The 20,236-nt window shown below is 68.4% G+C and carries 13 protein-coding genes; 3 read left to right on the top strand and 10 right to left on the bottom strand.

Annotated features, from left to right (window positions below):
- Positions 1–143 precede the first annotated feature (143 nt).
- From trxA to CA951_RS00130, 4 genes are all read right to left on the bottom strand, one after another.
- Positions 144–467, bottom strand: coding sequence for a thioredoxin (gene trxA, locus CA951_RS00145; protein ID WP_087554924.1), 324 nt, complete (start codon positions 465–467; stop codon positions 144–146).
- A gap of 44 nt (positions 468–511) precedes the next feature.
- Entirely contained in the window at positions 512–1,495 is a 984-nt protein-coding gene (gene trxB, locus CA951_RS00140; RefSeq protein ID WP_087554923.1) for a thioredoxin-disulfide reductase, read from the bottom strand.
- 111 nt (positions 1,496–1,606) lie between these two features.
- Entirely contained in the window at positions 1,607–2,794 is a 1,188-nt protein-coding gene (gene nox / locus CA951_RS00135) for a 4,4'-dithiodibutanoate disulfide reductase (protein ID WP_087554922.1), read from the bottom strand.
- A 29-nt stretch (positions 2,795–2,823) separates the two neighbouring features.
- The gene (locus CA951_RS00130) at positions 2,824–3,795 is read right to left on the bottom strand and encodes an NAD-dependent epimerase/dehydratase family protein (RefSeq protein ID WP_087554921.1); all 972 of its coding nucleotides are present in this window, start codon (positions 3,793–3,795) and stop codon (positions 2,824–2,826) included.
- Between the two features lie 89 nt (positions 3,796–3,884).
- Here CA951_RS00130 and CA951_RS00125 point away from each other — a divergent pair, with 89 nt between their 5' ends.
- Complete coding sequence (locus CA951_RS00125) at positions 3,885–4,454, top strand: TetR/AcrR family transcriptional regulator (protein WP_087554920.1); 570 nt, start codon at positions 3,885–3,887, stop codon at positions 4,452–4,454.
- A gap of 3 nt (positions 4,455–4,457) precedes the next feature.
- On the opposite strand, the gene CA951_RS00120 is transcribed toward CA951_RS00125, so the two are convergent.
- From CA951_RS00120 to CA951_RS00100, 5 genes are all read right to left on the bottom strand, one after another.
- Positions 4,458–5,207 (bottom strand): hypothetical protein, encoded by a 750-nt coding sequence (locus CA951_RS00120; protein WP_087554919.1) that lies wholly within the window; start codon positions 5,205–5,207, stop codon positions 4,458–4,460.
- Between the two features lie 90 nt (positions 5,208–5,297).
- Positions 5,298–5,879, bottom strand: coding sequence for an RNA polymerase sigma factor SigM (gene sigM, locus CA951_RS00115; RefSeq protein WP_005263510.1), 582 nt, complete (start codon positions 5,877–5,879; stop codon positions 5,298–5,300).
- 47 nt (positions 5,880–5,926) lie between these two features.
- The gene (murJ, locus tag CA951_RS00110) at positions 5,927–9,838 is read right to left on the bottom strand and encodes a murein biosynthesis integral membrane protein MurJ (RefSeq protein WP_087554918.1); all 3,912 of its coding nucleotides are present in this window, start codon (positions 9,836–9,838) and stop codon (positions 5,927–5,929) included.
- 113 nt (positions 9,839–9,951) lie between these two features.
- Positions 9,952–12,348, bottom strand: coding sequence for a DUF6049 family protein (locus CA951_RS00105; protein ID WP_087554917.1), 2,397 nt, complete (start codon positions 12,346–12,348; stop codon positions 9,952–9,954).
- A 2-nt stretch (positions 12,349–12,350) separates the two neighbouring features.
- Entirely contained in the window at positions 12,351–12,926 is a 576-nt protein-coding gene (locus CA951_RS00100) for an NUDIX hydrolase (protein ID WP_143542956.1), read from the bottom strand.
- 149 nt (positions 12,927–13,075) lie between these two features.
- Between CA951_RS00100 and CA951_RS00095 the strand changes: the two genes are divergently transcribed.
- Both CA951_RS00095 and CA951_RS00090 read left to right on the top strand, forming a co-directional pair.
- Positions 13,076–14,527, top strand: a complete 1,452-nt coding sequence (locus tag CA951_RS00095) for a CCA tRNA nucleotidyltransferase (RefSeq protein ID WP_087554915.1) — start codon at positions 13,076–13,078, stop codon at positions 14,525–14,527.
- Between the two features lie 234 nt (positions 14,528–14,761).
- A complete protein-coding gene (locus CA951_RS00090; protein ID WP_087554914.1) occupies positions 14,762–18,898 on the top strand; it encodes a bifunctional nitrate reductase/sulfite reductase flavoprotein subunit alpha in 4,137 nt (1,378 codons plus the stop codon).
- Positions 18,899–18,916: 18 nt separating this feature from the next.
- Here CA951_RS00090 and CA951_RS00085 read toward each other — a convergent pair whose 3' ends face one another.
- Complete coding sequence (locus CA951_RS00085; RefSeq protein WP_256973151.1) at positions 18,917–20,059, bottom strand: DUF3089 domain-containing protein; 1,143 nt, start codon at positions 20,057–20,059, stop codon at positions 18,917–18,919.
- Between the last annotated feature and the right edge of the window lie 177 nt (positions 20,060–20,236).

Here is a 20,236-nt window from a genome sequence, read left to right as displayed (position 1 = left end):
GAATCAACGAGAAATACGAATCTCGGTACAAACAAAACGATCGATGTGCCCGGTCGGTCTAGCTGATGCGACTGGAGCACATCGATCGATTGTCTCAGAGATTCCCACAAAATCGGGAATCGCGCTGGGTGTTCGGGTGTCGATCAGAGAACGTCGGCGAGCTCTTTCAGCAGCGCAGCCTTGCCCTTGGTGCCGACGATCGTGTTGATCGGCTTGCCGTTCTTGAACAGGATCAGCGTGGGGATCGACATGACCTGGAAGTCGCGGGCAGCGCCCGGGTTGGCGTCGATGTCGAGCTTCGCGATGGTCAGCTTGTCGCTGTGCTCACCGGCGATCTCCTCCAGGACGGGGGCGATCATCTTGCAGGGGCCGCACCAGGTGGCCCAGAAGTCGACGAGGACGGGTTTGTCGCTGGAAATGACGTCCTGCTGGAACGAATCATCGGTGATGGTGACGGTATTCGACACGGGGATTCCCTTACTCGAGGTGGGTAGGTGTGTGGGTGACCGGCTCAGGCGTCGACCGGTGAGCCGGCGGCGGCGACGGTGTTGGCGGTGATGTCGCCGCGCTCGGCCAGCCAGCGCTCGGCATCCATCGCCGCGGAACATCCGGTGCCGGCAGCGGTGATCGCCTGCTGGTAGATGTGATCGACGAGGTCGCCTGCGGCGAAGACGCCGTCCACGGAGGTGGCGGTGGTCGGGTTCTGGACAATCACGTAGCCGGCCTCGTCGAGGTCGACCTGACCCTTGACCAGTTCGCTGCGCGGATCGTGACCGATGGCGACGAACATGCCGGTGACGTCCAACGTGGACGTCTCACCGGTGACGGTGTCGCGGATCACGAGGCCGGTGACGCTGTTCTCCCCCAGCACCTCGACGGGCGCGGCGTTGGTCACGAACCGGATCTTCGCGTTCGCCTTGGCGCGCTCGAGCATGATGCGGGACGCGCGGAACTCCTCGCGGCGGTGCACGACGGTGACGCTGCGCGCGAAGCGGGTGAGGAAGGTGGCCTCCTCCATGGCGGAGTCGCCGCCGCCGACCACGACGATGTCCTGATCCTTGAAGAAGAATCCGTCGCACGTGGCACAGGCGCTGACGCCGCGGCCGAGCAACTTCTCTTCCCCGGGAATCCCCAGGTAGCGGGCTGCGGCACCCATCGCCAGCACGACCGCGTGGGCCTGGTAGGTCTCGCCGTTCACGACGACCTTCTTGATCGGGCCGGTGAGGTCGAGTTCCTCGACGTCCTCGGTGCGGATGTCGGTGCCGAAGCGCTTGGCCTGCTCGCGCATCTGGTCCATCAGGTCGGGTCCCATGATTCCCTCGCGGAATCCGGGGAAGTTCTCGACCTCGGTGGTGGTCATGAGGGCGCCACCGAACTGGGTCCCCTCGAACTGCAGCGGCTCGAGTTCCGCGCGCGCCGCGTAGACGGCAGCGGTGTATCCGGCAGGTCCCGAACCAACGATGATGAGTTCATGAACCGTCGATGGAGTGGTCATGCGGGCCTTCCAGTAGTGAGGGGTGCTCAGTCGTATGGATCAACACAAGACTAAAGGGTGTTGTTCCCGGACTGCAGGTGATACCGGTCGCTCCCCTCGCAGGCCACGTGATCAGCGCAGAGTCTCCCGGATCACGCAGCGCGTGCCCGAGTAGATCGTGGGCATGCACTTGTTGCAGTGGATGCACAGTCCCTCGGCGACGTGCCGGTCGCGGAACTTGTTCACGAGGTCCGGGTCGCGCAGCAGGGCGCGGGCCATCGCGACGAACTCGAATCCTTCGCCTAGCGCGTTCTCGATGGTGTCGAGCCGATTGATTCCGCCGAGGAGGATGAGTGGCATCGACAGGGCGTCGCGGAACTGCCGGGCCATCGGCAGGAAGAAAGCCTCCTCGAACGGGTAGGTCGGAAAGATGCGCGGCCCGTACACCTTCAGTCCCCAGCCCACCAGTTTCGGCTGTGAGGCAACGAATTCCGCCATCGGAACTTCGCCGCGGAAGAAGTACATCCCGTTGAGCAGCGAGCTGCCGCCGGTGAGCTGCATCGCGTCGAGGTGCCCGTCGGCTTCGAGGAGCTGGGCGATGCGGAGACTGTCGTCGAGCCACAGCCCTTTCGGGACACCGTCCGTCATGTTGAATTTGGCTGTGACGGCCACCGAGTCGCCGACGGCGTGGCGCACTTGCTCGAGCACCCGGCGCGGGAACGCCGCCCGTCGCTCCAGGCTTCCCCCGTACTCGTCTTTGCGCCGGTTGAGGTTGGGGCTCATGAACGAGCTGAGCAGATAGTTGTGGCCGAGGTGGACCTCGATCGCGTCGAATCCGGCGTCGACGGCGTTGCGTGCCGTGTTCTGGAAGTCGCGGGTGACGTCGTCGAGTTCGTCCCGGGTGGCACCCTTCACGAGGCCCATCGCGGGCGGGCTGAGGCGAGTGGACGGCGCGAGGGTCTTGGTGCGGTTGGACAGCGTGTTCGCGACCAGACCGGCATGACCGATCTGGGCTGCGGCCAATCCCGCTTCGGCGTGGACGGCGTCGGTGAGCCGGCGCAGGTCGGGGACGCGGGCGCGGTCGAGCACCAGGGTGTTCGCGTGGACGCGTCCGCCGGGTGAGACGGCGCAGTACGCGACGGTCGTCAGTGCGGCGCCGCCGCGGGCGACCTCGGCGTGGAAGTCGACGAGCCGGTCGGTGACCCGGCCGCGCGGCATGACGCCTTCGAACGTGGCCGCCTTCAGGATGCGGTTGCGCAGCGTCAGGGGGCCCAGGCGGGCCGGCTCCCAGATGCCGGGGTTTGGTGGTGGAACGGTCATGGTGGTCTGCCTTCGGGGGTGATGGGTGTTCAGGCGAATGTCGCGGCCAGCGCCGCGCGGGCCGGTCGCCAGGTGAGTCCGAGTTCTTCGCGGGTTCTCGAGTCGTCCGTCGGGGTGGCCGAGGTGAGGAGCCAGGCCGCCTCGTAACCGAGCCCGGGGCTGAGGGGTGTGAGCCTGCCGATCACGTCGGCGATCCGCGCTATGGTGCGAAAGGCGCTGCCCGACAGCGGGATGCGTCGGATACGACGACCCGACGAGTGTTCGAGGACGTCGATGAGCTGATTGAACTCGACGAGTTCGCCGCCGCAGACGTACCGGCGTGGACCGCGGCCCGGGTGCATCGCGGCGGCGTGGACGGCCGCCACGTCCCGCACGTCGATCATCTGCATGCCACCGTCGAGTCGAGGCGCCACCCCGCCGCCGACGATCGCGCCCCAACCTTGTTCGGTGACTCCCTTCGTGGTTCCGAGGCCGGGGCCGACGACGCTGGTCGGGTAGGTGATGACCACGGGGGCGCCCGCGTCCTGGAGCGCGCGGGCGATGCGGTCGGCGGCGGACTTGGTGCGGCCGTAGGCGCTGCGGCCCGACGCCGTGGGGCTGTCCGGGCCGATGACGGCGTCGGGCGACGGAAACAGGGCGCTGAAACTCGCGACGTGGACGATCGGATCGAGTCCGAGGAAGGCCGCGCGGGTGAGGATCGCGGCGGTGGCCTGCGTGTTGATCTCCCACATCAACTGTTCGCGGCGGTCGTCGGTGCCCACCACCCCGGCGGCGTGGAGGAGTGCGTCGCAGCCGTCGAGCAGGCGCGCCACCGTCTCGGCGTCGCGGATGTCGCCGACCACCGGTTCGATCCGTGCGGCGTCGGCGCCGGCCGCGGCGAGCAGGGCGTCGGGAGATTCGGTGGGGAGGACCAGCAGCCGGACCGTGTGCCCGTCGGCGAGCAGTGCCAGCGTGGTGTGGGCGCCGACGTAGCCGGTGCCGCCGGTGACCGCGATCTTCATGTATCCGCCTCGTTCGAATTACGGTGCCACTGGACTCGTAATTAGTACGATATAGCGCGGACGGCTCTTCTGTCCCACAATTCGAACCAATGAATGCAACCGGAACCGGCCGCCCCCGCGACCCGCGGATCGATACCGACGTCCTCGCGGTCACCCGCGCGATGCTCGTGGAGTCGGGCTGGGAACAACTGAGCATGCGCGCCATCGCGACGCGGTCCGGCGTGAGCAGGGCGTCCATCACCAGGCGGTGGCCGTCGAAGGCGCACCTGGTTCTCGACGCCATCCTCGGCGCGACACCCGACCTGACGCCGTTCGAGGGCACCGATCGCGAGGGCTGGATCCGCTGGGTGGTGACCGGCAGCGCCGAACTGTTCTCACGACCGGAGGTGCGGGCGGCCACGCCGGGACTACTGGCCGCGATACGGGACCACGACGATCTCCGGACCGCGCTCTGGCGGGGATTCAGCGGGCCGAGTACTCAACTGTTCGGGGGCGCGGACTCCGGGGAGTCGAGCACCGCGACGGCCGTGCTGGTGCTCGCCGCAGGCGCGGCCCTGTTCACGAGCCTGATCGCGGTGGAGGACGACACTCCGGAACTGCGGGCGAAGATCCTCGAGTTGCTCATGCCGGTCGCCCGCTCGGAACCCGAAAAAGACTGAGGGTCAACCGATGTCGGTGACCGCTATGGTTGCCGGATCGCCCGCACGGCACCCGCGGCCCACCACCAGCGCGGTGATCTGAGGCGGACGCGGCGCCGCCACCAGCAGCAGTACCCCGGGAACACCGTCGACGCGGACCTCACCGGAGCCGAGAAGGGCACGACCCGGATCGATACCGTTGGCGCGCAGGCAATCTGCCAGACGATCAGGATCCTCGAGCGGTCCGAGCTGCCGCGAACCGATCACGGTGAGGAGGCGTCCGGAGTCGAGGTCCGAGCCCAGGTCGAGGACCGCCGGTGCCTGCGAGGTCTCGGAACCGGGCAGGGCAACGGGCGGCGGCTCGGATTCCCGGCCGTCCGGTATGACGACCGCGACGGCCACCACGACCGCTGCCGCCGCCGCGAACGTTCCCGCAGCCGCGGCAGCCCACCTCCGGCGCCGGGCGAGCGGCACGACGGTGGCCTCGGCGGGGGTGTCCCGTTCCGCGGCGAGCGCGCGGTTGATGCGGTCGGCGATGTCGGCGGGAATCGGGGTCGACACGGAATGGTCGCGGCCGAGCGCACCGAGCTGATCGGTGACCCGGTCGAGGGCGTCGATGACGGCCATCGCCTCCGGGTCGTTGCGGACGAGCGGCCACAGACGATCGCTCACCGACTCGGGCAGCACCCCGGCGTGCAGATCCGCGAGTAGGTCCTCGGAGTAGGGAGGTTCGGGCAGCGCGGCATCGGACGGATCGGATTCACGGTCGGCCATGGCACCTCCTCACCGAGTCATCGTGGTCCGGAACATGGTCCGGGACGTCAGGACACTTCCCCGCTCCTATCAGGGTTTGACGCCGCGGAGTCATGATCGGTTCCCCTCCACCCGAAAATATTCGAGAGAGGCGGCCAGTTTCTTCCGGCCGCGGGCGCAGCGGCTCTTCACGGTGCCCTCCGGGACCCCGAGAAGCGCCGCGGCCTCGCTGGTCGACCGGCCCTCGAGGTCCACGGCCACGATCGCGGTCCGCTGATCCGGCGGGAGCTGCGCCAGAGCGCGCTCGACCACCAGGCTGAGTTCCACCTCGGAGACGTAGTCGCGGGTGTCGCGCGGTTCGTCGTCCTCGTCGGCGGACAGGGACACCGCCGGACGGGCCTTGTTGCGGCGGATGCGGTCGAGGCAGGCGTTGACGACGATCGTGTGCAGCCAGCTCCGGACCGCGGCGTCCCGGCGGAACGAGCCCGCGTTGCGATGCGCCGACAGCAGCGCCTCCTGCAGGGCGTCCGCCGCGTCCTCGGTGGTGTAGCTGGTGCGTTTGGCGACGTGCCACAGGTGGTCGTAGTGCCGTCCGAGCAGGGTCTCGAAGGCGTGCCGATCGCCGGCGACGTGCGCAGCCAACAGGTCGACGTCCGAGGGCTCACCCTCGGAATCCCCCCGGAAGATTCGCACCGGCGGATGTTAGCTCAGTTCGCCGGTCCGCGAGCATCTGGTGCCGACTACGTGGAGGCGTTGAAACCGATGTCGGCGATGGACGATTGGTTGGTGCCGCGGGAATTGCTCAGGCCGGTGATCCACACCAGGACGTTCTTGGTGGGTCCCTCCGACTTGACCGGGATCTCGGTGACGCCGTTGCCGAGGACCTTCGAACCGAGCACCTGCGTCTGGTCGAGGGTCGGGTTCTCGGACGGGGCGCTGCGGATCTCGACGTTGGTGCCCGGGGTCGGCGAGTTGATCCACACACTCGACAGGGTCGCCGGTTCGTCCAGCGTGACCATCAGGCCCACACCGTTCTTCAGCGCGGGGAACGGCTGGAAGTACGAGTCGGTGCTCCACACGGTGGACGTGTTGCCGTCGATGGCCAGCCGGGCGTTGGCGGCGGAGTCGGGTGTGCCCTGCGGCGAGAACACCGTCGCGCCCGAAGGCTTGATCGGTGCGACGTTCGCCGCCGGGGCGGGCGCGGCGGCGGGCGACTCCGGGTTCGGTGGGGCCTCGGCCGAGGTGGTGAGTCCGAAGTCCTGTTCGGTGAGCGGCGCGTCGGAACTGCTGCCCGTGAGGAATGTGGCGAGCCAGAAGCCCAGCAGCGCCAGCACGATGATCGTGACGACCGCGAGGCCGACGAGCGCCGCGATCATCCGGTTGGACTTCTTCTTCTCCGCCTCCAGCGCTTCCGGGTCGGCGAGAGCGTGACCGGACGGGCCGGGGGCCCGCTGCCCGAGCCGCAGTACGGGGATGAACTCGGTCTTTTCGTTGACCACGGACGCCTGATCGAGGATGTGCTGCACGGTGGCCGCCGTGCGGATTCCACCGTTCGGCTCGAGCGAGCGCAGGGCCACCGCGGAGATCTCGAACGGCACCTCCGGCCGGACCACCCGCGGTCCGATGGGCTGCCCGCTGGAGTCGCGGTCGGCGAGGCGCATACCGCCGACGCTGCCCGGGCGCTGCGAACCCGACGGATCACCCGCGGGAGCGGACGGGTCGCCGAGCGGCCAGCGGGCGGTGATGAGGGCGTAGAGCATGGCGCCCAGTCCGCGCACGTCGGAACTCGAGTCGGAGTCGGCGAGCGTGGCCGGGAACGCCAGCACGGCATCGCCGTTGATGCTGATCCGGACGCGGTCGGGATGGTCGATGGACAGTGCCCCGCCGGCCCGGTGCGCGGTCTCGGCGGCCGCGGCGAGCGCGCGGATGGCGCTGGCGGCGCCGATCGGAGACGGCTTGGTGTCGGCCATCTCCCGCAGCGAACGGCCCGGAGTCCACTCGGCGACGACGATGCCGCCGGAGCTTCCGCGGACCACGTCGAGGACGCGGGCGAGACCGGGCGAATTGATCCGGCCCAGTCGCAGGGTGCGCGACAGGATTGCCTGCGGGCCTTCGGGACCGGCCGAGGTGGAGCGCTGTTCGGCATCGACGAACGTCAGGGCGACCTCGCGGTCGAGCTTGACGTCCAGTGCCTGCCAGAACTGCAGTCCCCGCGAACCGCCGTGCGGGGTCAGCAGGCGGTAGCGACCACCGGCGACGGAGGCGCCGGGAATGAGCTTGGGGCCACGGGGAGTACGACGCGGGCCTGCTCCGGGCTCACGACCGGGTGCGGGTGTGATCGGGATCACGCCGGTGTCGTAGCTGAGATCCCGTGCGGGTGCGGAGCCCATGTGACGTGTGTCTCGACGCTCGTCCGCGGGCGACTCGCCCGAGTCCTCGGCGGGGGTCTTCGGCGGAGCCTTTTTCTCGGCGTCCGTCCCGGTCTCCTTGCTCTGCGCAGGTTTCGGAGTGTCGGCAGGGCCCGCGGACGCGTCGGCGGGCTTCTTCGGCGAGGTGTCCGCGTCTTTCCTCTGCGGTGCGTCGGCGCCGGCCTTCTTGTCGGACTTCGCGGAGCCGGTGGAGGCCGACTCGGACGAGATCCGGGTCGTCGGGGCGTCGACGCCGTTGGGTGCGGCGGCCGAATCGCGTTCGGACGCTTGCACCGTAGAACCTCCGGCTCTCTTGCTGCCGGCCACGTCGTCGTCGCTCACCCTCACTCCTTCATTTTCGAATGCCCAACTCCGACCGTTACCGGGCGGCGATCCGACCCGCTCGTGTCCAGGGTACGGGAGTCCACCGGGTCGTTCGATACCACGCGGCTGTCCTCCGACGTCGCGCGGTGTGGCACGGACCACGGGAATCAGTTCTGTTTCGGCGTCTGCGAGCGGGTCGACTTCCGGTTCCGGTGCGGCGCCGCGACCGCGCAGGGCGCGGACCTTACGGGTGACGGCGACGGTGATGGACACGATTTCGGGGATCTTCGCGAACCAGAGGATCGCGAACGTGACGACGAGCATCAGCACGCCGCTGATGGCGACGCGGACCATGGAACCCGGTCCGCCGAACAGTTCGGTGAGCCGGTCGAGTTGCAGCAGCCGGTCGGCGCCGAGCATCGCGAGGGCGCCTGCGAGGGACGCGAGGACCACCACCCACACGGTCTTGCCGACGTTCGCCATCTGGAGATTGCCGAGGCTGCGGTGCAGCAGGTACCCGCCGACGAGGGCACCGGTGATGTAGCCGAGGCCGTTGGCCACGCCGAGCAGGATGACCACTTGGTCGTCGCTGGAGGCGATCATCGGGGTGAGCGCGGACAGCGCGATCTTCACCGCGGTGATGCCGAGGACGATCCACGTGGGAGTCCACGCCTGCTCGCGGGCGTAGAAGACGCGGAGCTGGATCAGGACGAGCGAGTACGGAATGAGCGTGAACGCGGACCAGCTGACGGCCTCGCCGAGACGTTCGGCGTCGCCGGACCCGAAGTTGCCGTACCCGTACAGCGCCTGACCGATCTCCGGTCCGGCGAACGTGAGGAACGTGATGATCGGGATCAGGGAGATCATGGTCAGCCGGGTGGCGACCGACAGGTCGTCGACCACGGCGGGGGTGTCGTCGGCGGCGGCGTTGCGGCTGAGCCGCGGCATGATCGCCGTCAGCACCGTCACGCCGAGCACGCCGTACGGCAACTGCAGCAGCAGCCACGCGTTGTTGTAGATCGCGGGACCCGACGCGTCCGCGTGGGACGAGATGCGGGTGGCGACGATCATGCCCGCCTGGCTGATCAGCACGTACAGGATGATGGCGACGGCCATGCCGCCGAACTGCTTGAGCCGGTCGTCGAGGCCCCACAGCGGTTTCAGCGAGATGCCCTCGCGCCGGATCGCCGGCACCAGACTCATCGCCTGCACCACGACACCGAGCGTGACGCCGACACCGAGGACCAGCAGTTTCGGGTCGCTCATCCGGACCGGGTCGAGGGTGATCTCCCCCGGGGTGGCGTAGTAGATCACCAGCACCGTCAGCATCACGACGTTGTTCAGCACCGGAGCCCAGGCACCGGGTTTGAACACCTGCCGGGTGTTGAGGATGGCCGTGAGCAGCGCCGACAGTCCGTAGAACAGGATCGCGGGCAGCAGCAGATAGGACAGGGCTGTGGTGAGGGCCGTGTTCACCTTGCCGTCGGCCGACAGGAACACGTGCGTGGTGAGCACGGGTGCCGCGGCGGTCGCCAGCAGCGCCGCCGTTCCGAGCAGCACACACGTGGCGGTGAACAGGCGCCGCACGAACGCGGCACCCTGGTCCGGGTCCTCGCGTTCGGCGCGCACCAGGACGGGCACCACGATCGCGGTGAGCACCGCGCCCAGCACCAGCTCGGAGATCATGTTCGGGATCTGGCTGGCGACGGTGAACGAGCTGGCCACCGACCCACCCAGCAGCGTCAGGACGAGCAGTTGCTTGGCGAACCCGGTGATGCGGCTGACGAGCGTCGCCACCGCGATCGAACCGGTGGACGCCAGCAGTCGGGAGTTGCTCTGCTTCTGCGGCGCCGTCGACGGCCCGGAGTCCCGGACCGGAGGCGGCGGCGGAGGGTCGACCCGGATGGCCGCGAACTGCACCGTCGGTGCCTCGTCCGGCCGGATCTCCCGAGCCCAGTGGTCCCGCTCCCACGGCGCGACCCGGGGATGGGAGCGATCGGGAAGCCTCTGGCCCCTACTGGGCAAGTTCCCGGTCATGAACGTTCGTACCCTTCGTCAGCTGGATCCGGCTGGCCGCGGAATCGATGCCACAGCCGGCGGCCGGCGAGGAACAGCAGCAGAGCACCCGCGCATGCTGTCAGTATCGCCAACGCCTGCCCGTACGCGTTGGACCGTACCGTCACGCTGGTCGGCTCTCCCAGTTGCTGTCCATCGGCCGTGGTCAGAGAGAATTTGACGACGAGCTTGCGGGAGTCGTTGGCCTCGGTGGGAACGGTGAGCGTGCGACTGCCCCGCGGCGGCAGCGTGGTGGGGCCGATGTCGGTGATGGTCATCCCGGACGGCGCGTCGACCTGCAGACGGACCGTGATCCCGACCGGGAGGTCGTTTCTGGCGACCAGCAGCAGCGGGCTCTGTTCCGACGCCAGCGTGTAGACGCCGCCCGGCGACACGACGGTGACGGCCCCGAACATGTCGTCCATGGTTTCGGCCACCTCGTCGGCGCGCGTGTCGGACGCTTCTTCCGCGGACCGGCGTTCGTCGTCGCGGCGATGCGCGAGGCTCATCGACCGCACCAGGTCCTCGCGGAGCGGCGCGGTGAACCGTTCCGGCGTGAGTGGGGCCTGCGGGTCTTCGACCAGCGCCGCGTTCAGCGCCTCGATCCGGGGCATCTGCGTGGCGGCGGCGTCGCGGATGTGGGCGGGGACGCCGTCCTCGGCGGCCTGATCCGGGTAGTCCAGGCTCGCGACCTCGGGTGATCCGGGCTGACGGCCCAGCACCGCGGGCAACGGCCGGGGTGTCGCCAGCCCGGAGCGCATCAGCGACGACACCGTCGACAGCAGCGTCTTCGCGTCGTCGGCGCCGGCGGTCCACAGTTGCGGCGGCACCACCATCAGCGATCGGGGGACACCGGCGGCCCGGGCGGCCTCCGGTTCGAGGGCGGACCACGACACCGCCCCGAGCGCGTCCTGCAGCCGGGCGGTCTGGGAATCGTCCGAGAGGTCGTACCGGGCGCGCTGGGGGGTATAGGAGGGAGTCTGCGGAGTCGTCCCCATCGCGGCGAGCGCGGTGCCGACGGACGGATCGAACAGCAGCGCGTCGACGCTTCCGGTGGCCGTCGGTGTCTCGGTGGCCGCCGGGGTGGTGGTCTCCCCGTTCGCCGGGACGGGGGCTGCGGGCGGCGGTGTCGCCTCGATGACGTGGGCGCTGTCCCGGGGCGCGGTCGTGTCGACGGAGTTCGCGGCCACGAGTGCAGTCGTCGCGTCGTCTCCGCGGAGCATCTGCGCCGTCGCGTCGTCGAGCACCCCGGCGTCGCTCCACACGAAGTTGCGCAGCGACGTGACACCGAGCACGTTGTCGACGATGTCAGCGGGGGCGTCGACGGCGGTCGCGGTGAGGTCGGCATTCCCGACCTCGCTGATCGCGGACAGGTCGGCCTGCGCGAACGGCACCGACGTGGTGCACATGGTCGCGGCCAGCGTCCGGGCGCGTTCGAGCCACGCCGACGCGGCGTCCTTGCCCGCACCCTGGTGCGCGGAACCGGTGGGGTCGGACGGGTCGTCCACCACCAGATAGCCGCGCGTCATGTTCTCGACGGTGATCAGCAGGTCCGGGTCCACTGCCAGGCACAGACTGTCCCGCAGCGTGTGGTCCCGGTCGACGCTCTCCCGGGTGGCGAACTCCGCCGCCCCGAGCAGTTCGTCGAGCCGGCCGCCGTCGTCCAGGGAGGTCGCGAGGTCGTCGTCGACGAGACGCACCGGTTCGGTGACGGAGCCGGCGACGCCCGCCGCCAGCCGGGGCCGGTCGGCGAGGGGCCACATCATGGTGACGGCGACGGGACTGGAGATGTCCGGAGGCACCGCCGGAGTACCCGGGACCCCGAACACGGGCAGCAGGAACCGGGCGTCGTCGAGGCGCGCGGCGCCGCCGTACTCGGGGGTGCCGTTCACGTTCACCATCAGCGGGTACACGCCGGGTTCGGTGATGTCGAGGGAGAGGTCGGTGTCGGAACGCAGCGGCAGCGACAGCGTGAACTGCTTGCTCTGGCCCTCGTCGAGGCGGCCCGCGACCGTGTCGAACATGCCGACCGTGTCGTAGCGTGACTGGTCGAGGGTGAGGGACGTGCGGAGACCCTCGCTGCTCGCGACGGCGGGAGCGCGTTGCAGCCGCACGCCGACGTCACGGACCGTGCGGTCGCCGATGTTCTTCACCGAGCCCGTGACGGTGACGATGGGGTCGCTGGTGGTGGTGACCGTGGACGGGGTGACGTTGTCGATGTGCAGTTCGAGGAACTCGGGGTCCTCGTCGACGAGCTGAGTCCCGGCGCTCTCCGGCGGCACGGGTTCCTGGGCCCACGCCACCACGGTGCTGGTGGGAGCCAGAACGACCGCGAGTGCGGTCAACGTCACGGCACCGACCCGACGCAAAGCCATCCTCATCCGGCGTCTGGCCCCTTCTGGAGCTTCAGGTCGGAAGTGGGCGGAGTGGTAGTCATCTTGGAGATCAAGTCACCGGCGATTTCTGCGAGTTTCCGTTCGTCTGCGTAGGCCAGGCGTGATCCCAGCTCGGCGAGCGGCACCCACGCTACCTCGGTGACTTCCACGTCTTCGTCCGACAGTTCCCCGCCGAGGCATCGCAGCAGATAGTGGTGGACGGTCTTGTGGACCCGGCGGCCCTCGGTGACGAACCAGTAGTCGATGCTGCCGAGCGACGCGAGCACGGTGCCCTGGATGCCGGTCTCTTCCTCGACCTCACGCATCGCGGTCTGTTCGGCGGTCTCGCCCTGCTCGATATGCCCCTTGGGCAGCGACCACAGCAGCCGCCCACGACGGTCGGTGCGCCCGATCAGCGCGGCGCACAGATTCTCCCGCGGTCCGCCGAGACCGTTGACGACGAGCCCACCCGCCGAAGTTTCCCGCACCGTCCTCATGTGGGGTTTCGCGGGTTTGCCGACGGCGCCGCGCCGCCGCGAGTTGCGGCGACTCCTGTTCGCACGTTCGGCAGCAGACACCCCATCGATAGTAGTTGGCTTTGCCGTTTCCACCGGAACGCCGCACCCGAACCGAGACGCTTCGTGACACACCTGTGGCGAACCGAACTGCGAGGTGACAGCGTGTATGCGTATCCCGCTATTTGCGCACCTCGGTAAGCTTCCTGGACGTGACTGCCCCTTCTCTCGACGACGAGCGCCGTACGCGACTGCTTGCCGGCGCCGCGGTGACGCTGCGCGAGCTGTCCGAAGTCCTGACGCCGCTCGGTGAGAAGTTCGCTTCCGCCGGTCACGAGTTGTACCTGGTGGGGGGCAGTGTCCGGGACGCCATCCTGGGTCGCCTCGGCACCGACCTCGACTTCACCACCGACGCCCGCCCGGAGCAGGTGCAGAAACTGCTGTCCGGCTGGGTCGACAACCAGTGGGACACGGGCATCGAGTTCGGGACGATCAGCGCCGCCAAGGCGGGTCAGCAGATCGAGATCACGACGTACCGGGCCGACGCCTACGACCGGGTGTCGCGCAATCCCGTCGTCCAGTTCGGGACGAAACTCGAGGACGACCTGGTACGACGCGATTTCACGGTCAACGCGATGGCCGTCCGGATCGGTGCGGACGGCTCGCAGGACTTCGTCGACCCGCTGAACGGCATGAACGCGCTGCTGGCCGGGGTGATCGACACGCCGTCGGCGCCGGAGAACTCGTTCAACGACGACCCGTTGCGGATGCTGCGGGCCGCCCGCTTCGTGTCCCAGCTCGGGTTCACCCTGCACGAGCGCGTGCACCGGGCCATCGCCGACATGGCCCCGCAGATCGAGCGGATCACCGCCGAACGCGTGCGGGCCGAACTGGACAAGCTGATCCTCGGCGAGTTCCCCATCGACGGCATGAACGTGATGTGCGAGACGGGTCTGGCCGATTTCGTGCTGCCCGAGGTGCCGCAGATGAAGCTCGAGATCGACGAGCACCACCAGCACAAGGACGTGTACTGGCATTCGCTGACGGTGCTGAAGCAGGCCGTCGACCTCGAGGACGGCGACCCCGATCTGGTGCTGCGGTGGGCGGCGCTGCTGCACGACATCGGGAAACCGGACACGAAGCGCAACGAGCCCGGTGGCGGCGTGAGCTTCCACCACCACGAGGTGGTCGGCGCGAAGATGGTCCGCAAGCGGATGCGGGCCCTGAAGTACTCGAAGCAGATGATCGACGACGTCTCGCAGCTCGTGTTCCTCCACCTGCGGTTCCACGGCTACGGCAAGGGGCAGTGGACCGATTCCGCGGTGCGCCGGTACGTGACGGACGCCGGGCCGCTGCTGCCGCGCCTCCACAAGCTGGTCCGCGCCGATTGCACCACCCGCAACAAGCGGCGGGCGGCCGCGCTGCAGGCGACGTACGACGACATCGAGGAGCGGATCGCCCGGATCGCCGAGCAGGAAGACCTTGCCCGGGTGCGCCCCGACCTCGACGGCAATGCGATCATGGAACTGCTCGGCATTCCCGCGGGACCGGAGGTCGGGAAGGCCTGGAAGTACCTCAAGGAACTCCGGCTCGACCGGGGTCCGCTCAGCCGGGACGAGGCGGAGGCCGAACTCCTGTCGTGGTGGGCCGAACAGCAGGCCTGACCGCTCCGCCGGTCGCTCGAGCGCTCCTCCCTGCACGCCTGAATCGAGTGACGACAGTCACAGGACTCGTCGTTGCCGCGCTGCCGACATCACCACCGCGCCCGCGGCCGGGTGCGAGAGACGTCATCGAACGCTCACCGGGGTTAATCCCGACGAAACACGCCGGTCGGCACCATTGATACAGGTCGTGAGCCAGGTGGACACGCGGCGACCGTGCAGGTGAGGAGCGAGTCGATGCAGCAGCAGAAAGCCGGGACTTCCACAGTGAAGACCGCGTGCTCGTACTGCGGTGTCGGCTGCGGCATGGTTCTCGAGATCGGGATCGATCCCGAGACGAATGCCCGCCGGGTGCTCAAGGCGTCCGGCGACAAGGACCATCCCACCAACTTCGGGCGGCTCTGCACCAAGGGTGCGACGAGCGCGGAGATGCTCGTGGCCGGTGGCCGCATGGAAACCGGGTACGTGCGGGACGAGCGCGGGGAGGCGCCCGCCGCGGTGGACGTCGGCGCCGCCATCAGCGAGACCGCCCGCCGGCTGAAGGAACAACTCGACGAGCACGGTCCCGACGCCCTGTCCTTCTATGTGTCCGGTCAGATGTCCATCGAGGCGCAGTACCTGATCACCAAACTGGCGAAGGGTTTCGTCGGGACCAACCAGATCGAGTCGAACTCGCGGCTGTGCATGGCCAGTGCCGGCACCGGCTACAAGCAGTCCCTCGGCGCCGACGGCCCGCCCGGCTCCTACCAGGATTTCGACAAGGCCGACGTGTTCTTCGTGATCGGCGCCAACATGGCCGACTGTCACCCCATCCTGTTCCTGCGGATGATGGACCGGATCAAGGCCGGCGCCAAACTGATCGTCGTCGACCCCCGACGCAACGCGACCGCCGACAAGGCCGGCCTGTTCATGCAGATCGCGCCCGGCACCGACCTCGCACTGCTCAACGGCCTGCTGCACCTGCTCGTGCGCAACGGGCACACCGATCCCGAGTTCATCGCCGAGTTCACCGAGGGCTGGGAGGTGATGCCGGAATTCCTCGAGGAGTACACCCCCGAGAAGGTCGCGGAGATCACCGGCATCCCCGAATCCGACATCCGGCAGGCCGCCCAGTGGATCGGTGAGGCCGAGAACTGGATGAGCTGCTGGACGATGGGCCTCAACCAGAGCACCCACGGCACGTGGAACACCAACGCGATCTGCAACCTGCACCTGGCGACCGGGGCGATCTGCCGTCCGGGCAGCGGCCCGTTCTCCCTCACCGGTCAGCCGAACGCCATGGGCGGCCGCGAGATGGGGTACATGGGTCCCGGTCTGCCGGGCCAGCGGTCGGTGCTCGCCGCCGACGATCGGGCGTTCATCGAGGACCTGTGGGAGTTGCCCGAAGGCAGCATCCGCACCGAGGTCGGCACCGGCACCGTCGACATGTTCGAGCGCATGGTGGCGGGCGACATCAAGGCCTGCTGGATCATCTGCACCAATCCCGTTGCCACCGTGGCCAACCGGCGGACCGTGATCGAGGGCCTCGAGGCCGCCGATCTCGTGATCACCCAGGACGTCTTCCTCGACACGGAGACCAACGGGTACGCCGACATCCTGCTTCCCGGCGCACTGTGGGCCGAGTCGGATTCGGTGATGATCAACTCCGAGCGCAACCTCACCCTGCTGCAGCAGGCCGTCGACCCGGTCGGCCAGGCGCTGCCCGACTGGCAGATCATCGCCCGCGTCGCCTGCGAGATGGGGTATGCGGACGCGTTCACCTACGAATCCTCGGAGGACGTGTTCGAGGAGATCAAGCGCACCTGGAATCCCAAGACCGGCTACGACCTTCGCGGCGTCAGCTACGACCGCCTGCGGGAGACGCCGGTGCAGTGGCCGAGCCCGCCCGGCAACCGCACCGACCGCAACCCGATCCGCTACGTCAACGACGGCGTCAGCCAGAACCTGCTGTCCGCTCCCGACGGTTCACTCCCCCGCCTCGCGTTCGCCACCGCGAGCGGCAAGGCCGCCTTCTTCCCGCGCCCGCACATGCTGCCCGCGGAGATGCCCGACGACGACTACCCGATGGTCCTCAACACCGGGCGACTGCAGCACCAGTGGCACACCATGACGAAGACCGGCAAGGTCGCCAAGCTCAACAAGTTGAACTCCGGCCCGTTCGTCGAGATCAATCCGATTGATGCGCAGAAGCTGTCGATCTCCGAAGGCGACAAGGTGGAGGTCGCGTCCCGGCGCGGCCGCGCGGTACTGCCCGCCGTCGTCAGCGACCGCGTGCTGCCCGGAGGCTGTTTCGCCCCGTTCCACTGGAACGACTCGTTCGGTGAATACCTCAGCATCAACGCCGTCACCAACGACGCCGTCGACCCCACGTCCTTCCAGCCGGAGTTCAAGGTGTGTGCCGTCTCCCTGACCCGGGTGGCCCCGGTGTCCGAGCCCGCGGTTCCGGAACCGACCGGGGCGCTCACCCTCGCCAGCGGCTCGCCCGCCGCCGAGATGAGCCGCATTCTCGGACTGGATGATTCGGCTTCCCCCAGCTTCGACGAACACGAGCGCACGTACCTTGCAGGACTGCTGGCGGGTCTGCAGTCCACCGAACTGCAGGGCGTTCCGGTCCTTCCGCGCACCGCGCCGATCTCCGGGTCGAAGAGGGTGTGGCTGGACGGTCTGATGGCGGGGTTGTTCTCCCGCTCCGCCGTGCCGGACGGCTCCGCGGCGCCGGACGCGAGTCCCGCGAACGCTGAATCGGTCCAGCATCCCGTGGTCGTGGTGTGGGCGTCGCAGACCGGCAACGCGGAGGAGTTCGCCGCCGAATGCGCCCGCCAACTCGAGGAGGCCGGCCACGGCACCCACCTCACCAGCATGGACGACTACGACGTCGCGGGCCTCGCCGACGTCCGCGATCTCCTGATCATCACCAGCACGTTCGGGGACGGCGACGCCCCCGACAACGGCAGCAGCTTCTGGTCCGCACTCAGCAGCGACGAGGCGCCGAGGCTGGCGCAGACCCGTTACGCCGTACTGGCCTTCGGCGACTCGAACTATGACGACTTCTGCGGGCACGGCAAGCGAATCGACGCCCGGTTGGAGCAACTCGAGGCGAAGCGGCTGACCGAGCGCGTCGACTGCGAACCCGACTACGAGGATCAGGCGAACCAGTGGCTGACCCAGGTGCAGAACCTGGTCCGCGAGCGCGCGGCCGTCGGCGGCGCCCCGGCCGCCCCGGCGCCTACCAGGCCCGCAGCGAAGAAGGCGGCCACGTTCACCCGGAAGTCTCCCCTGGTCACGCGCTTGACGAGGAACATCCCGCTCAGCGCGGCCGGTTCGTCGAAGGACGTGCGGCAGTTCGGCTTCGACGTGAGCGATCCGGAATTCTCCTACGAGGCGGGCGATGCGCTCGGTGTGTGGCCCACCAACAGCGACGGCGTCGTCGACGAGTGGCTGAAGGTCACCCGGTCGATCCCGGACACCCCCGTCACGCTGCCGGACCTGCCGGAGATGACCCTGAGGGAGGCGCTGCGCACGAAACTCGAGATCACCAAGGTGACCCCCGAACTACTGCGGTTCGTGCAGAGCCGCACACAGGACACCGAACTGGCGCGACTGCTGCGCCCGCACAACAAGATCGCGCTGCAGCAGTGGTTGTGGGGACGGCAGTCGATGGACGTGCTGGCGCAGTACGAGGTCGACGCGGACGCCGAGGAGTGGCTGGGCGTGCTCAAGCGCCTCCAGCCGCGGCTGTACTCGATCTCGTCGAGCCCCAAGGTGGACCCGGACGAGGTGCAGCTGACCGTCTCCGCGGTGCGCTACAACCACGAGGGCAAGAACCGCTCCGGGGTGTGCTCGACGTTCCTCGCCGATCACTGCGACGACGCGGACGTGCCGATCTTCGTGCAGAAGTCGGCGCACTTCCGTCCCCCGTCGGCCGCCGACGCGCCGATGATCATGGTCGGCCCCGGTACCGGGATCGCACCGTTCCGCGGATTTCTGCACGAACGCAGGGAATTGGGTCACACGGGCAAGAACTGGATGTTCTTCGGTGAGCAGCACGAGGCTACCGACTTCTACTACCGCGAGGAGATGGAAGCTATGCACCGCGACGGATTTCTCACCCACCTCGATGCGGCGTTCTCCCGGGACCAGCGGCAGAAGATCTACGTGCAGGACCGCATTCGCGAGCACGGCGCCAAGCTGTGGGGCTGGATGCAGGAGGGAGCCTCGCTGTACGTGTGCGGCGACGCCAGCCGGATGGCGAAGGACGTCGACGAGACGGTCCGCGAAGTCGTCCGCACCCACGGTCGCCTCGACGAGGAGGACACCGAGCTGTACATGAAGCAGCTGTCCACCGACAAGCGCTACGTGCGGGACGTGTACTGATCGCTCGCCCCCGGAAGGCTACGTGGACGCGAGCCAGCTGTCGGTCTGCTGCTCGGCGATGGAGACGAGCCGGTCGTATCCGAGGTTGATGTCGACGAGATGGCTGTTGAACAAGGGCAATTCGTTCACGTGCTGGGCCGAGGGGTCGGTGAGGCGGAACTGGTAGTCGTGGTAACCGTTCACCTCGATGCACCGGCCGACGGCGCGTTCGGCGCTGGTGGTCCATGTCGATGCCGACGTCGGTGCACCCTGCGGGAACGAGGTGTATCCCAGCAGCACCGAGATGATCCCGAACGCGTACGGGGCGCTGGGGATGGTGATGCCCACGGGGTCGGGGTTTCCGCTCAGCACGGCGGGGTCGGTGCAGGCGACCTGATAGCCGGGCCCGCTGGGCAAACCCAACGCCGGCGAGAGGGCGTCGACGGAACTGTTGCCGAACAACGACACGGTGGGATCCGCCACCGCGGTGGAATACGCGACGACACACCCCGATTCACCCTGCCGGGTGCACACGGGGATGTTCTGGAAATCGCCGCCGACCGTGCTGCCACGGGCGGTGAGGACGTTGCCGCCCATCAGGAATGCCCCCACGAGCTGCCGGCGGAGAGCGGGGTTCGGGTCGATCTGGTCGTGGATGAGTTTGCGCAGCATCATCGTGCCCTGCGAGTGGCCGATGAGGATGACGCCGCGCCCGTTGTTGTCGTGGGCGAGGTAGTCGTTCCAGGCGGCGAGGACGTCGCCGTAGCCGGTCTGGGCCAGGGGTGCGCCTGCCAGCCCGGCCGCGATCCCCGGAACGAGCGTCATCTGCCGGTAGATCGGGGCGAAGACACGGCACCCGCCGGCGAATCTCGCGGCCTGATAGCTGGCGATCGACTGCACCTCGGGCTGCGCCGTCAGGTCGGCGTTGAGGGCGAGCTGGTCACTGACGGTCGGGTAGACGTAGAAGCAGTCGACCGGCTTCTCCGCCTCGTCGGCCGGTTCGGGGGAACCCGTGACCTCCCCGGTGCCCAGGTCGGTGGTGTCCGAGGGGAGGTCGCACGGATCGGCACCGATGTGCGGGCTGCACAACCACTGCACCGGTGGTGGCGACAGGACGGGTTGCGCAGTCGACGGTGCCGCGAGACCCACCGCGCCGACACCGACCAGCAACGTCGCACTCACCGCGCACGACAGCCTTCTCCATACCGACACGGGTACCGCCTCACGTGATCCAGGTAACACTTCGACAGGGCCGATTATGTATACCAGCCGGTAACGTCTATTTGAAGACCCCCGGCCTACTCCCCGTCATCCGCGCTACCTTCCGCGAGGAAGCCGCATTCTCGGAAGTTTCCGCTT

Source organism: Rhodococcus sp. NCIMB 12038, assembly GCF_002165735.1.
Lineage (GTDB): Bacteria > Actinomycetota > Actinomycetes > Mycobacteriales > Mycobacteriaceae > Rhodococcus_F.
This window is presented reverse-complemented; position numbering and strand designations above follow the sequence as displayed.